General features: G+C 74.9%; 11 protein-coding genes and 1 riboswitch. Of the genes, 6 read left to right on the plus strand and 5 right to left on the minus strand.

The features are described from left to right. Nucleotides 1-80 precede the first annotated feature (80 nt). Nucleotides 81-248 (plus strand): hypothetical protein, encoded by a 168-nt coding sequence (locus AC3EN4_RS07960; RefSeq protein WP_234588321.1) that lies wholly within the window; start codon nucleotides 81-83, stop codon nucleotides 246-248. Nucleotides 249-279: 31 nt separating this feature from the next. On the opposite strand, the gene AC3EN4_RS07965 is transcribed toward AC3EN4_RS07960, so the two are convergent. Next, nucleotides 280-1,758: a PrsW family intramembrane metalloprotease gene (locus tag AC3EN4_RS07965; RefSeq protein WP_435205280.1), complete on the minus strand. Its 1,479-nt coding sequence runs from the start codon at nucleotides 1,756-1,758 to the stop codon at nucleotides 280-282. A gap of 23 nt (nucleotides 1,759-1,781) precedes the next feature. After that, nucleotides 1,782-1,902, plus strand: a riboswitch (SAM riboswitch). Nucleotides 1,903-1,981: 79 nt separating this feature from the next. Here AC3EN4_RS07965 and AC3EN4_RS07970 point away from each other — a divergent pair. After that, on the plus strand, nucleotides 1,982-3,217 hold the full coding sequence (locus AC3EN4_RS07970; RefSeq protein ID WP_435205509.1) for an aminotransferase class V-fold PLP-dependent enzyme: 1,236 nt from the start codon (nucleotides 1,982-1,984) through the stop codon (nucleotides 3,215-3,217). A 9-nt stretch (nucleotides 3,218-3,226) separates the two neighbouring features. Here AC3EN4_RS07970 and AC3EN4_RS07975 read toward each other — a convergent pair whose 3' ends face one another. Next, nucleotides 3,227-4,462, minus strand: a complete 1,236-nt coding sequence (locus tag AC3EN4_RS07975; protein ID WP_435205281.1) for an FUSC family protein — start codon at nucleotides 4,460-4,462, stop codon at nucleotides 3,227-3,229. A gap of 107 nt (nucleotides 4,463-4,569) precedes the next feature. Here AC3EN4_RS07975 and AC3EN4_RS07980 point away from each other — a divergent pair, with 107 nt between their 5' ends. After that, nucleotides 4,570-5,220, plus strand: a complete 651-nt coding sequence (locus tag AC3EN4_RS07980; RefSeq protein ID WP_435205283.1) for an HD domain-containing protein — start codon at nucleotides 4,570-4,572, stop codon at nucleotides 5,218-5,220. Here AC3EN4_RS07980 and AC3EN4_RS07985 read toward each other — a convergent pair. After that, a complete protein-coding gene (locus tag AC3EN4_RS07985; RefSeq protein WP_435205284.1) occupies nucleotides 5,198-5,473 on the minus strand; it encodes a DUF4031 domain-containing protein in 276 nt (91 codons plus the stop codon). The two genes, AC3EN4_RS07980 and AC3EN4_RS07985, sit on opposite strands and share 23 nt — an antisense overlap. A gap of 56 nt (nucleotides 5,474-5,529) precedes the next feature. On the opposite strand from AC3EN4_RS07985, the gene AC3EN4_RS07990 reads away from it, so the two are divergent. After that, complete coding sequence (locus tag AC3EN4_RS07990; protein WP_435205285.1) at nucleotides 5,530-6,930, plus strand: FAD-binding oxidoreductase; 1,401 nt, start codon at nucleotides 5,530-5,532, stop codon at nucleotides 6,928-6,930. A gap of 10 nt (nucleotides 6,931-6,940) precedes the next feature. Here AC3EN4_RS07990 and AC3EN4_RS07995 read toward each other — a convergent pair whose 3' ends face one another. Both AC3EN4_RS07995 and AC3EN4_RS08000 read right to left on the minus strand, forming a co-directional pair. Next, nucleotides 6,941-7,477 carry a hypothetical protein gene (locus AC3EN4_RS07995; protein WP_435205286.1) on the minus strand — a complete coding sequence of 179 codons (537 nt, stop codon included), beginning with the start codon at nucleotides 7,475-7,477 and terminating at the stop codon, nucleotides 6,941-6,943. Nucleotides 7,478-7,566: 89 nt separating this feature from the next. Next, the gene (locus AC3EN4_RS08000; RefSeq protein ID WP_435205287.1) at nucleotides 7,567-9,396 is read right to left on the minus strand and encodes a glycerol-3-phosphate dehydrogenase/oxidase; all 1,830 of its coding nucleotides are present in this window, start codon (nucleotides 9,394-9,396) and stop codon (nucleotides 7,567-7,569) included. Between the two features lie 134 nt (nucleotides 9,397-9,530). Here AC3EN4_RS08000 and AC3EN4_RS08005 point away from each other — a divergent pair, with 134 nt between their 5' ends. Together AC3EN4_RS08005 and AC3EN4_RS08010 are read left to right on the plus strand one after the other, a co-directional pair. Then, the gene (locus AC3EN4_RS08005) at nucleotides 9,531-12,161 is read left to right on the plus strand and encodes a S8 family serine peptidase (RefSeq protein ID WP_435205288.1); all 2,631 of its coding nucleotides are present in this window, start codon (nucleotides 9,531-9,533) and stop codon (nucleotides 12,159-12,161) included. A gap of 39 nt (nucleotides 12,162-12,200) precedes the next feature. After that, the gene (locus AC3EN4_RS08010) at nucleotides 12,201-13,136 is read left to right on the plus strand and encodes a GNAT family N-acetyltransferase (RefSeq protein ID WP_435205289.1); all 936 of its coding nucleotides are present in this window, start codon (nucleotides 12,201-12,203) and stop codon (nucleotides 13,134-13,136) included. The last annotated feature ends 59 nt before the right edge of the window (nucleotides 13,137-13,195 follow it).

Below are 13,195 nucleotides of genomic sequence, written 5' to 3' on the forward strand. Positions count from 1 at the left end.
CCACCCCCGGGCCCGACCGCGCCGTTTGTCGGACCGTACGACGGGAAGCCAGCCGGCGACCGTGGCCCTGGGGAGGGACGATGCCGGTATTCGTGAAGAAGCTGCTGACCTGGGGCAGCGTCGCTTTCCTGATCTACTTCATGGCGTTCCGGCCGGACGGCGCGGCGCAGATGTTCAAGGCGATCGGGGCGGCGTTGATCGCGATGGCCCAGGGGCTCGGCGACTTCCTCACCACCCTGATGACCTGACCCCGCCGGTCCGCGACGCCGCCCGCCGCGCTCAGCCGTTACCGGGCGGCCACGGCGCGGCCGGGCGCAACCCGGGCCAGCCGGCCGGCGGGTAGCTGACCGGGGGCGGCGGGGCGAGCACCACCGGAATGGGCACCACCGGCTCGTCGGGTGCGGTCACCGACCGCTGGGTGCCGTCCGGGAAGCGCAGGTGGTACTGGCTACCGTCCCAGACACCGACCGGGGCCTGCGGGTCACGGCCCACGAAGTACGACCGGTACGCGGTGATCGCCTCCAGCAGTTGCCGCTCCTCGACGGCGCTCCGCTCCCGGTCGGCCGGCTTACGGTCCAGACCACGCAGCGTCCCGTCGCGCAGCAGGGCCAGCCGGGTCGCGGCGAGCTGGTACCCGCGCATGGCACGCGCACCGGCGTCGCCGCCGACGCGGCGTGCCCAGCTCCGGGCGGCGTGCCGACGACCCAGGCTGCTCAGTGAGGCCACCTCGGGCGGGCTCAACCAGCCGGCGCGTACGTAGTCCGGCAGCGTCCGCTCGGTGAGCCGGCCCTCCCAGGCGCGCAGCCACACGGCCAGCCCGACCACCCCGAAGAACACCGGCACCATCAGCCCCAGGAAGCCGTACAGCATGATCACCGCTTCGCCGGTGGCCTGGGTCAGCGTGGGCAGCAGGTTCCAGGTGCCGTGCAGCATCATCGCCAGCAGCAGGCCGGCGATCGGGGCCAGCACCCGGACCCGCCGGTCGGCGGTACGGGCGGCCACCCCGAGCCCCACACCGGTCATCGAGGTGAAGAGGGGATGGGCGAACCCGAACAGCAGGATCCGCACGATGAAGATGGCGATCACCTGCTGGGTGCCGGTCGCCGGGCCGTACCGGTCGGCGCCGGCCGCGTAGCCGTACCCGCCCAGGTAGAGGATGTTCTCCACCATGGCGAAGCCGACCGCGGAGAGCCCGCAGTAGACCAGGCCGTCGGTGATCCCGGACCACTCCCGACGCCGGAACACCAGCAGCAGGATCGGGCCGAGCGCCTTGGTCAACTCCTCGATGAACGGCGCCACCAGCACGGCGGTGAGCGCGTCCGGCAGCCCCCAGTCGGCGAACCGCCCGGCGGCGAACTCGTTCACGTTCAGCGAGACGGCGGTGGAGACGAACGCGCCCCAGGTGAAGCAGAAGATCAGGTACTTCAGGGGCTCCGGTTCGTACCGGTCCAGCCAGAGGAAGCAGGCGACCAGCACCGGCACCGGCAGGATGGCGGCGCCCACCCCGATGAGCAGCGCGTCGAGCCCCAGCGACTGGCCGAGGCGGACGACCATGAAGACCGCGCACGCGGCGATGAGCAGCACCACCCCGGCCAGCACCAGGAACCGCAGCCAGCCGAAGCGGCGCGGCGGGATCCCGGGTGACCCGCCGACGGGCGGGGCCATCGGCGGGTGCGGCGGCGACGGCAGGGGGGCACCGGGCGGGGTGTCGGCCATGCGGTCAGCGTAGCCATCCGCCGCCGGCTGGTCCGGTCGCATCCACAGCCGCTATGCTGCCGGCAGGTCACGAGCGCCAGCGTCAAGCCCCGGCTTGCTGGCCGGCAACCCTCGTCGAGTTCGCGGTGGGGTGCCCCGGGTGATGACCGGGCCCAGCCCGATCGGTGTGCTGGGCAAGCGCGGACCCCGTCCCGACAGCACACCCGGGGTCCCTGACCCCGGAGGTTCCGGCGTGTCCGTCACTCTCGTACCCTCGCTGCCCAGCCTGCCCGCTCTCGCGTCCTCGCCGTCGGCGGCGCTCGACGTGCTGGGCGTGCCCGGCGAGATCAACCTGGACTACGCGGCCACCGCGCCGTGCGCGCGGGCCGCGGCCGACGCGGTCACCGAACTGCTGCCCTGGTACGCCAGCGTGCACCGGGGCGCGGGAGCGCTGTCGCGGCGCTGCACGCTGGCCTACGAGCGGGCCCGGCAGACGGTCGGCGACTTCCTCGGCGCCCGCGCGGACGACCACGTGGTCTTCACCCGGAACACCACGGACGCGCTCAACCTGCTGGCCCGCTCGTTGCCGGCCGGCACGACGGTGGTCACCTTCGCCGGTGAGCACCACGCGAACCTGCTGCCCTGGCCGCGCGGCTCGGTACGACTGCCGGTGCCCGCCGACCCGGCCGGGGCGGTCCGCGCTCTCGCCGCCGCGCTGACCGAACTGCGCCGCGACAGCAATCCCGCGCTGCCGGTGCTGGTCGCGGTGACCGGGGCGAGCAACGTCACCGGTGAGCTGTGGCCGGTCGCCGAGCTGGCCCGGGTGGCCCACCGGCACGGCGCGCGCATCGTCCTCGACGCGGCGCAACTCGCCCCGCACGCGCTGGTCGACAAGCAGGCGCTCGACGTGGACTACCTGGCCGTCTCCGGTCACAAGCTGTACGCCCCGTTCGGCGCGGGGGTGCTCGTCGGCAGGGCGGACTGGCTGGATGCCGCCCCGCCGTACCTGGCCGGCGGCGGGGCCACCAGCCACGTCGGGCCGGCCACCCACGACGTGGCCTGGACGACCGGCCCGGCCCGGCACGAGGGCGGTACCCCCAACCTGCTGGGCGCGGTGGCGCTGGCGGCGGTCTGCGCGGCGCTGGCCGACGCCGACCGGGCCGCGCTCGCCGCCCACGAACAGGCGTTGCTGGCCCGGCTGCGGGCCGGCCTCGCGGCCCTGCCGCACGTCGTGGAGTTGCGCACCTTCGGCCCGGACGCGCCCCGAGTCGGCATCGTGTCGTTCGTGGTCGCCGGTCAGGACTCCGCCACGGTGGCCGCCCGGCTCGCCGCCGAGCACCACATCGGCGTACGGGACGGGTTGTTCTGCGCCCACCCGCTGGCCCGCCGGCTGCTGGACGAGGCGGCCACGCGTACCGGCCGGAGGGATCTTCCGTCGACCGCGCTGCGGGCCAGCATCGGTCTGGGCAGCACCGCCGCCCAGGTCGACCGGCTGCTCGCGGCGCTCGCCGAGGTGGCCTGAGCCCGGCGTTCAGCCGACCGGCGGCGCGGTGGGTGGTTTCGGCGCCTCGCCCGGTTCGGCCGGTTCACCCACCGGTCGCTCCTGGTCGCCGAAGGAGGTGCGGATCCAGCGGTTCGCCTCCTCCTGCTCGATGCCGGAGGCCACCAGCAGGTCACTTGCCGTGGTACGGACCTGGGCGATCACGACGCTGCCGGAGAAGCCGACGCCGGCCCCGTACGCGCGACCGGCCTCGCTGACGGCCCGCAGCGAGCGCTCCCGCGCCTTCTGTGGCTCCTCCCCCACCGCGAACTCGTGTTTGAGCAGCCGGACCGACTCGGCGAGGTGGCCGATCGCGTCCGGCATCGGGTCCGGTACCGGCTCGTCGTCCTCGATCAGGGTGACGGACCGGCGGATCAGCGTGCCGGAGTTCCGCATCGCGCGGTCGATCGGGTCGGCCGCCTCGGCGTAGTGGGTGAGTTCGTCGCGGCGGTGCCAACGGGCCGGTGACAGGGTCGCCGTCTCCTTCGCGCCCTCGATCGCCTCGGTCAGGGTGGCCAGCTCCTGCTTGTTGTCGCGCAGCCGTTCCAGCGCCCGCTGGATGGTGCCGCGGTCCCGGTTGCGTAACCCGTCGGCGGTGGCGTCGAGCTGCGCGGCGAGCAGGTCCAGCGCCGGGCGGGCGGCCCGGTTGATCACCCGGAGCGGGTTCAGCGGTAGCAGCACCGCGGTCACCAGCAACGCGATCCCGCCGCCGAGGAACGCGTCGACGAAGCGGGGGATCTCCAAGTTCTGGGTGGACGGGCTGAGCGTCACGATCAGCACCGCCGTGGCCGCCGCCTGGATGACGATGGCCACGCTCGCCCCGGCGAAGATGGTGAGCAGGATCGCCACCGTGACCACCAGGCCGAGTTGCCACGCGCCGGTGCCGAGGAAGTAGATCAGCAGGTCGCCGACGGCCACCCCGACGCCCACCCCGACGATCAGCTCCACGGTCCGGCGGAACCGTTGTCCCACCGAGGCGGCCAGGGTGCCGACCGCGGAGATCGGCGCGAAGACCGGTTGCGGGTTGCCGAGCAGCTTGTGCGAGACGAGGTACGCGAGGCCGGCCGCCAACCCGGCCTGCACGGCCAGCCCGCCGGCCATCCGTACCCGGTGCAGCCGGTCGTGCAGGGTGGCCCGGCCGCGGTGCTTGAGCTGTTCGGTGGCCTCGGCGATGCGCGCCCCGTCGACGTCGACCAGTCCCTCGCGCAGCGGCGCACGCCGCACCATCGAAGGTCTCTTGTCCCGGGCCGCCGCCATGGGCGCGACTACCCGTGGCGGGCCCGCTGAATCCTCCCCCGGGCGTGCGCGGCGCGGGAATGCGGCAGACTCGGGCGGTGGCCGATCTGCGGGAACGGTGGTGGGCGGCGGCCCGCGCCGCCGGTGCGAAACCGGACGAGCACCTGACCCGGGCCGGTGAGCGGCTGCTCGCCCGCTGGCGGGAGCCGCACCGGCACTACCACACCATCACGCACCTGGTCGCCGTGCTCGACGTGGTGGACCGCCATGCCGGGCTGGCCGGACGGCCCGACCTGGTCCGGTTGGCGGCCTGGTGTCACGACGCGGTCTACGATCCCCGGGCCGTCGGCGACGCCAACGAACGGGACAGCGCGGCGCTGGCCGGGAGCCTGCTCACCGGGCTCGGGGTGCCCGAACCCGCGGTGGCCGAGGTCCGCCGGCTGGTCCTGCTCACCGCCGGACACCGGGTGCCGGCGGACGACCCCGACGGCGCGCTGCTCTGCGACGCGGACCTCGCCGTGCTGGCCGACCCGCCGGCCGACTACGACCGCTACGCGGCGGCCATCCGACGGGAGTACGCGCACGTGCCCGACCCGGCCTTCCGCAGCGGCCGGGCCAGCGCCCTCAACGGGTTGCTGGCGCTGCCCGCGCTGTTCCGGCTGCCGCCGCTGGCGCGACGGTGGGAGGCGCCGGCCCGCGACAACCTGCGCCGCGAGTTGGCCGTACTCACCGGGCCGGCGAACCGCTGAGGTGCTTCGGGCGACGCAGGTCGGCGGCCCGGAGCAGCCGGACCAGTTCCCGGCTCGGCACCACCCGGGCGCCCAGCCACACCGCAGCCGCGAACCGGTCGGCCGGGATGTCGTAGTGGTCCCGGTCGAAGCCGCGCCGGGGTGCGCCCAGCGCCTCGGCGAAGGCGTGCAACTCGGCGTAGGAGACGTCGCTGATCAGGTGCGACCAGAGCCGACCGCGCCACGGCCAGGCAGGCCGGTCCAGGTAGAGCATGTCACCAAAGCTAGCCCGCGTTGATGATCGGTGGCAGGCGACCTAGCCTCGGCGGCATGGCCCCCACCGGACTCCTCGACGACCTGCGCGCCGCCCTGGGCGAGAACGCCGTGCTCACCGACCCGGACCTGCTACGCGTGCACCAGCGTGACGAGGCCGACCTATGCGCCGCCGGCGTACCCCTCGTGGTGACCCGCCCCCGGAGCACCGAACAGGTGGTCGCGGTGGTCCGGGCGGCGGCCCGGCACGGCGTACCGGTCGTGCCGCAGGGCGCGCGGACCGGGCTGGCCGGCGCGGCGAACGCGGTGGACGGTTCGGTGGTGCTCAGCACCGTCGCGATGGACGAGATCCGGGAGATCGACCCGGTGAGCCGGATCGCGGTCGTGCAGCCGGGCGTGGTCAACGCCGCGCTGGCGCAGGCGGTCGCGAAGCAGGGGCTCTGGTACCCGCCGGACCCCGGCTCCTGGGAGTCGTCCACCATCGGCGGCAACGTGGCCACCAACGCGGGTGGCATGTGCTGCGTGAAGTACGGCGTGACCACCGAGTACGTGCTGGGCCTGGAGGTCGTGCTCGCCTCCGGTGAGGTGCTGCGCACCGGCCGGCGTACCGCCAAGGGCGTCGCGGGCTACGACCTGACCCGGCTCTTCGTCGGCTCGGAGGGCACCCTCGGCGTGATCACCGAGGTGACGGTGGCGCTGCGACCCGCCCCGGCCGACTCGTTGACGCTGGTGGCGGTCTTCGGATCCACGGCGGCGGCGGGTACGGCGGTGGCCCAGATCGCCGCGCAGGGTCTCACCCCCAGCCTGTTGGAGTTGCTGGACCAGACCCACCTGCGGGCGATCGAGGCGTACCGGCCGATGGGTCTGCGGACCGACGCGCAGGCCCTGCTGCTGGCCGCCGTCGACACCGGCGACCGGGCGGCCGACGACCTGGCCGCCGTGGCGCAGGTGTGCGAGGCGGCCGGCGCCGAGGAGGTCTACGCGGCCACCGACACGCTGGAGGCGGCGGCGTTGTTGCAGGCCCGTCGGCTGGCCCACCCGGCGATGGAGAAGTTCGCCGCTGACACCCACCCCGGCGGCAGCGGCGGTCTGGTGATCGACGACGTGGCGGTGCCGCGGGGTGCGCTCGCCGCGCTGCTCGACGGCGTGGCCCGGATCGCGGCGGAGTGCGAGGTGCCGATCGGCGTGGTGGGGCACGCCGGGGACGGCAACATGCACCCGAACATCGTCGTCGACCGGGCCGATCCGGAGAGCGTACGGCGGGGCCGGCGGGCGTTCGATGAGATCATGCGCCTCGGCCTGGACCTGGGCGGCACCTGCACCGGCGAGCACGGCGTGGGCCTGCTCAAGCGGGACTGGCTGGCGACCGAGATCGGCCCGGTCGGCGTCCGGGTGCACCAGGCGATCAAGTCGGCGCTGGACCCGGCCGGCCTGCTCAACCCCGGCAAGGTGCTCTGAGGGGCTGCGATCAGCCCTTGACCTCGGCGGGCGTGGCCTGGGTGAGCAGCAACAGGATCTCGCCGGCCACCGGCGGGCGTTCCTCGCCCGGGCAGTCCTGCGAGGTGATCAGGCCGGACGAGGTGAGCAGGCTCGACGTCAGCGCGTCGATGCAGGTGGTCCGGTACCGCCGGACCTGGTCGGTCTCCTCGGCGAGCCGGGGGTCGGCGAGCAACACCTGCAACCGCTCGGTCTGCTCCGGCGCCAGCCGGCCCCGGGAGGTCACCCCGTCGCCGGCGCAGTCGAGGCACTGCCACGAGCCGTCCTTCTCGACGCTCAGGGTGCGCAGCGGGGCGTCGGCGCCGAGCCGCTGGAGCAGGCTGACCTGACCCACGGCCACCGTCGTCGGGGGCTCGGGGGCCGAGACCCCGGCCGCCGTGCCGGCGGGCGGCGGCGCGGCCGGTGTCTCGGCGTCGTCGCCACCGAACAGCGAACACCCGGCCAGGGCACCGACGAGCACCACGGCGAGGACAGGGGCGAGCAGACGGCGGCGCGCACGGTACAGCACGCGCGGAAACCTACCCCACCGTAGGTAGCGTTCGAAACCACCATCCGGGCTGCTATCGATAGCTACCACTCGGTAACGTTACATTTCGGTCAGCTCGCCGTCGGCCGCAGTTCCGCCTGATCGTCGCCGCCCCGGTCCGCCGCGTAACCGCGTGCGTCCGGCACCCCGAGCCGGGCGGCATCCGCGCCGGCGTCGTCCGGCATGAGTTGGGACCGGCGCTCCGCCTCGACCCGCGCACGGTAGTGCTCGACCTCGCGGGCCCGGGTCGCCGCGTCCCAGCCCAGCACCGCACCCATCAACTCGGCCGCGTGCTCCGCCGACTCCAGCCCACGGTGGCTGGTCTCGAACGAGATCCGGGTGCGTCGCGTCAGCACGTCCTCCAGGTGCAGCGCCCCCTCGGCCCGCGCCGCGTAGGCGACCTCCGCCGCCAGGTACTCCGGAGCACCGGCCAGCGGTGACGCGAGCAGCGGCTCGGCGTCGACCAACGCCAGCAGGTCGAGGGTGAGGCTGCCGTACCGCTCCAGCAGGTGCTCCACCACGCCCACCGGGACGCCGTGCCGCCGGGCCAGGTCGGCCCGGTCCCGCCACAGCGCCGCGTACCCGTCGGCACCGAGCAGCGGCAGGTCGGCGGTCCGTGACGCCCGCCCTCCCCCCAATCGGCGTACGGCCCGGTCGACCACGTCGGACGCCATCACCCGGTACGTCGTGTACTTGCCGCCGGCCACCAGCAGCAGCCCGAGCATCGGCTCGAACACCGCGTGCTCCCGGGACAGCTTCGAGGTCGAGTCGGCCTCGCCCGCCAGCAGGGGACGCAGCCCGGCGTAGACGCCCTCGATGTCAGCGGTGGTCAACGGCCGGTCCAGCACGGTGTTGACCTGCTGCAACAGGTAGTCGATGTCGCGTGCCGAGGCCGCCGGGTGGGACCGGTCCAGCCGCCAGTCGGTGTCCGTCGTGCCGATGATCCAGTGCCCGCCCCACGGGATGACGAAGAGCACCGACGTCGCCGTACGCAGGATGAGCCCCGTCTCCCCGGTGATCGCCGAGCGGGGCACCACCAGGTGCACCCCCTTCGAGGCACGCACCCGGATGCCGGGCCGCAGGCCCACGTCGTTGAGCATCCGGGACATGTCGTCGCTCCAGACGCCGGTGGCCGCGATGACGGTGCGGGCGTGCACCTCGAACTCCGCGTCCGGCGAACCGGCCGGTGCCTCCAGGTCGCGGACGCGGACGCCGGTCACCTCCCGCGCCTGCCGGATCAGCCCGACGGCACGGGCGCTGCTCACCACCGTGGCGCCGAGGCTGGCGGCGGTGCGGGCCAGGGTGACGACCAGCCGGGCGTCGTCGACCTGCCCGTCGTAGTAGCGGATCGCACCGGCCAGGGCGTCGGCGCGCAGACTCGGGAAGATCCGCCGGGCCCCCTCCCGGGTCAGGTGCCGGTGCAGCGGCATACCCCGCCCGGTGCCGAAGAGGCCGGCGAAGACGTCGTACGCGGCCACACCGGCGCCGTAGTACGACCGGCGGAAGACCCGCGCCGGCAGGTCGCGCAGACCCCGGCCGGCGGGCAGCGGCACGAGGAACGGCACCGGGCGGACCAGGTGCGGCGCGAGCCGGGTCGCCAGCAGACCGCGCTCGGTCAGCGCCTCGTGGACCAGGTGGAACTCCAACTGCTCCAGGTAACGCAGCCCGCCGTGGATCAGCTTGCTGGACCGGCTCGACGTGCCCGAGGCGAGATCGCGCGCCTCGACCAGGGCCACCTTCAGGCCCCGGGACGCCGCGTCCAGGGCGGCACCGGCACCGGTCACCCCACCCCCGATGACCAGTACGTCGAAGCGTTCGGCGCGGAGTCGGCGCAGGTCCGCCGTACGACGGATCGGCGAGAGCTGGCCGGCGACGGATCGGGAGACATTGGGATCACGCACTCATCCACCGTAACCGCCGTCCGCGCTGGTCGACATGTGCCGCCCGCCCCATGCCGTCCCCGGTCCACGTCGACCCACCGCAGATCGCTGACGGAAACCGTTGAAGATCTTCGAGCTGGCCGTAAGGTTCTCGGATGCATGGTCAACCTGGAAGCGGCGACCGCAGCTCCCCGTGGCCGGTGGTCGCGGCCGTGTTCGTCGGCTGCTGGATCGTCGCGGTCACCGCGGCCACCCAGACCGGTGGCTGGCTGACCGATCAGGTCCTGCTGAGCTTCGGACGCGACCGGGTGGGCTGGCTCTGGCCGGCGCTCGGCCTGACCGCCGTCGTCCTGGCCGGCACGCCCGCCCTGCTGCTGGCCCTGCTGCCCCGCTCGGCCGCCGTCCGGGCCACCGGACACCTCTGGCTGCTCGGTGCGCTGGCCCTCGGGCTACTCAGCCTGCTACGGGCGGTCCCGCCCGTGCACCACGAGGCGTACCTCGCCCTGCTGGCCGCGACGGCGCTGCTCGGCGCGCTCGCCGTGCGGTGGTCGGCGCGCCGGCGGGCGTACCCCCGGCCGGCCGGCCCGGGCGACGGCCCGGCGCTGGGCGACGAGGGTGACACGGCACGGACCGCTGCCACGCCCACCGACCCCACGCGATCCGATGCCGACCCGGCGCGGGCCGACGCCACGCGGACGGAGGCCACCGGCGGCGCGGAGAAGGCCGGGCGCGGCTCGCGCCGGTGGGGCGCGGTGCCGCTGCTCGCGGTCGCCGCCGGGCTGGCCCTGTTGCTGCCCTGGGTCTGGCTGGGCGCGCTCGGCGGACTGCTGGAGACCGCCCTCGCGGCCCTGGCCGCCGCCGCGCTGGGCGTGCTGGCGGGCACCCTGCTGGACACCACCTTCTGGCACCGGTTCGCGGTCGGCCGGCCACCCCGACCGGCCCGGCTGGTGCTGGTCGGCGGGCTGGTCGCCGGGGTGGCGCTGCTGCTGCTCGCGGCCGGAACGGGCCAGTCCGGCGCGCAGTTGCCCGCCCTGCTGACGCTGCCGCCCACCGGCTTCGTGCTCGCCGCGCTCTGGGCCGCAACCTTGAGGCCCGCCGCCACCGCGCCCGTCGCGGCCGCCCAGCCCGGCGCGGCCGCCGACCCGGTCGCGGCCGCGCGTCCCGGCGTCGACACGACCGGTCCGGTCCGCGCCGCCCGGACCGCGACCGGCTGGCTGGTGGGCCTGGCCACGCTCGGGCCGCTGGCGTTCACCGATCCGGAGGAGATCACCCTGCTGCTGGTCGGCACCCGCGACGTGCCGTTCTGGGTGGCGGCCGGCGCCGGCGTCGGCCTCGCCGTCGCGGTCGTCCTCGCCATCGGGTACGGGGTGCTGCTGGCCCGCCCGGCGGCACGTACCCCGAATCGCCGGGTCGCCGCGCTGGCGGCGGCGGTCCTGCTGGTGACGGTAGGCGTGGTGGACGTCGGACCCGGTCAGCCCGGCCTGTACGGCGAGCGGCTGCTGGTGGTGCTGCGCGAGCAGGCCGACCTGAGCGGCATCCCGGCCGGGACCCCCGGGCAGGCCGGACGGGACGCCCGGGCGGCGGAGGTCTACCGGCGACTGGTGGCGACCGCCGACCGCACCCAGGCCGACCTGCGGCGCACGGCGGGACGGCTACGGCTCGACCCGGTGCCGTACTACCTGGTCAACGCGGTCGAGGTGGACGGCGGTCCGGCCGTACGCGCCTGGCTCGCACGCCGGCCCGAGGTGGCCCGGGTACTGGTCAGCCAGCGGCTACGGCCACTGCCCGCCCCGGCGGGGCAGAATCGGGGCACCGCGCCGGCACCGACCGGCCCGGAGTGGAACATCCGTCAGCTCGGCGCGGACCGGGTCTGGTCCCAGCTCGGGGTGACCGGCACGGGGATCGTGGTCGGCAGTTCCGATTCCGGCGTGGACGGCGGCCATCCGGCGCTGCGGCAGGGGTTCCGGGGCGGCGACGACTCCTGGTACGACCCGTGGGACGGCACCCGGGCGCCGACCGACCAGGGCGGGCACGGCACCCACACGGTGGGCAGCGCGGTCGGGCGCAACGGCATCGGCGTCGCCCCGGACGCGCAGTGGGTGGGCTGCGTCAACCTGGACCGCAACCTGGGCAGCCCGGCGCACTACCTGGACTGCCTCCAGTTCATGCTTGCGCCCTTCCCCACCGGCGGCGACCCGTTCACGGACGGGCGGCCGGAGCGCGCCCCGCAGGTGCTGACCAACTCGTGGGGCTGCCCGACGATCGAGGGCTGCGACCGGGACGCGTTGCTGCCGGCCGCCACGGCGCTGGACGCGGCCGGGATCTTCGTGGTCGCCGCCGCCGGCAACACCGGCCCGTGGTGCGCGTCCATCGACGACCCACCCGCGCCGTACGCGAGCGTGCTGACCGTGGGCGCGGTGGACGCGCAGCGGCGGGTGGCGGAGTTCTCCTCGCGCGGGCCGGTGCCGGGCGGGGTGGGCAAGCCGGACGTGCTGGCCCCCGGGGTGGGCGTGGTGTCGGCCATGCCCGGCGGCGGGTACGCGGCGCTGGACGGCACGTCGATGGCGACCCCGCAGGTGGCGGGAGTGGTCGCGCTCATGTGGTCGGCGAACCCGACGTTGATCGGCGATCTGGCCCGGACCCGGCAGATCCTGCGGGACACCGCCACGCCGGCCGAACCGACGTACCGCTCCCGCAATCCCGGCGACGCCTGCGGGACTCCGGCGAACGTCACCGGCGCCGGCCAGGTCGACGCGTACGCCGCCGTCCGCGCCGCCCGGGGGTGAGCAGGGCGGACGACGACTGGTGATCTAGGGTCGGCGACCATGGACGCCGAGATCACCGTCACCGAACTGGCCCTCGATCTCGCGCCCACCGTGGCGCGGCTCTGCGCGCAGGCACTCGACCTGCCGGAGGACGCCGCCGAGGCGGACGCCATCGTGGACGTCCTCTGGCCCCGGGCCGCGGTCGACCGGACGGTGATCGGGCTGGGGGCGTACCGGGCCGACGATCTGGTCGGGGTGGTGCTCTGCTCGGTGTCACCGACCGAGCCGGGTGTCGGGCACGTGGACCTGGTCGCCGTACTGCCGGAGCAGCGCCGCCGGGGTGTGGGCCGTGCGCTGCTCGCCGGGGCCGAGCGGGCGCTCGCCGGGCAGGGCGTCACCGAGGTGCTGCTGGCCGGACACCCGCCGTACTACGCCTGGCCGGGCATCGACGTGCGGTACACGCCGGCGGTGTGCGCGGCCCTGGCGCTCGGCTACCGGCAGGACCGGACCGCCTGGAACATGACGGCGGACCTGTCGTACGACGGGTCGCCGGCGCTGCGGTCGACGGAGGCCGCCGAGCGGCGGCTGGCCGGGCAGGGCATCACGGTACGGCGGGCCGAGCCCGCGGACCTGCCGGCGCTGACCGCGTTCGCCCGGTCCACCTTCGGCGGCGCCTGGGACGGTGAGCTGGTCGGATCGGTGGGCCGCGCGGGGGCCGGCTGCCACCTGGCGGAGCGGGCCGGCGAGGTGCTGGGTTTCGCCGCCTACGGGTCGTCACGGCCGAGCTGGTTCGGGCCGATGGGCACCGCCCCGGCCGCCGAGGGTTCGGGCATCGGCGGGGTACTGCTTCGGCGCTGCCTGCGGGACCAGCGGGCGGCGGGTCTGGACCGGGCGGAGATCGGCTGGGTGGGGCCGGTGCCGTTCTACTCGGGCAGCGCGGGCGCGCGGATCGAGCGGGTCTTCTTCCTGTACCGGCGGCACCTCGGGGCGCAATAGCGGGCAAATGGGACATTGATCCATTCGTCCGCGTCGAGCATCGACGCCCCCTACCGTTT

Source organism: Micromonospora sp. bgisy143 (assembly GCF_057708145.1).

Excerpts from the sequence above, each read along its gene's own strand:
- AC3EN4_RS07960 (WP_234588321.1), top strand. The coding sequence starts at position 81 with ATGCCGGTATTCGTGAAGAAGCTGCTGACCTGGGGCAGCGTCGCTTTC.
- AC3EN4_RS07965 (WP_435205280.1), bottom strand. The coding sequence starts at position 1,758 with ATGCGACCGGACCAGCCGGCGGCGGATGGCTACGCTGACCGCATGGCC.
- AC3EN4_RS07975 (WP_435205281.1), bottom strand. The coding sequence starts at position 4,462 with ATGGTGCGGCGTGCGCCGCTGCGCGAGGGACTGGTCGACGTCGACGGG.
- AC3EN4_RS07985 (WP_435205284.1), bottom strand. The coding sequence starts at position 5,473 with ATGCTCTACCTGGACCGGCCTGCCTGGCCGTGGCGCGGTCGGCTCTGG.
- AC3EN4_RS07990 (WP_435205285.1), top strand. The coding sequence starts at position 5,530 with ATGGCCCCCACCGGACTCCTCGACGACCTGCGCGCCGCCCTGGGCGAG.
- AC3EN4_RS08005 (WP_435205288.1), top strand. The coding sequence starts at position 9,531 with ATGCATGGTCAACCTGGAAGCGGCGACCGCAGCTCCCCGTGGCCGGTG.
- AC3EN4_RS08010 (WP_435205289.1), top strand. The coding sequence starts at position 12,201 with ATGGACGCCGAGATCACCGTCACCGAACTGGCCCTCGATCTCGCGCCC.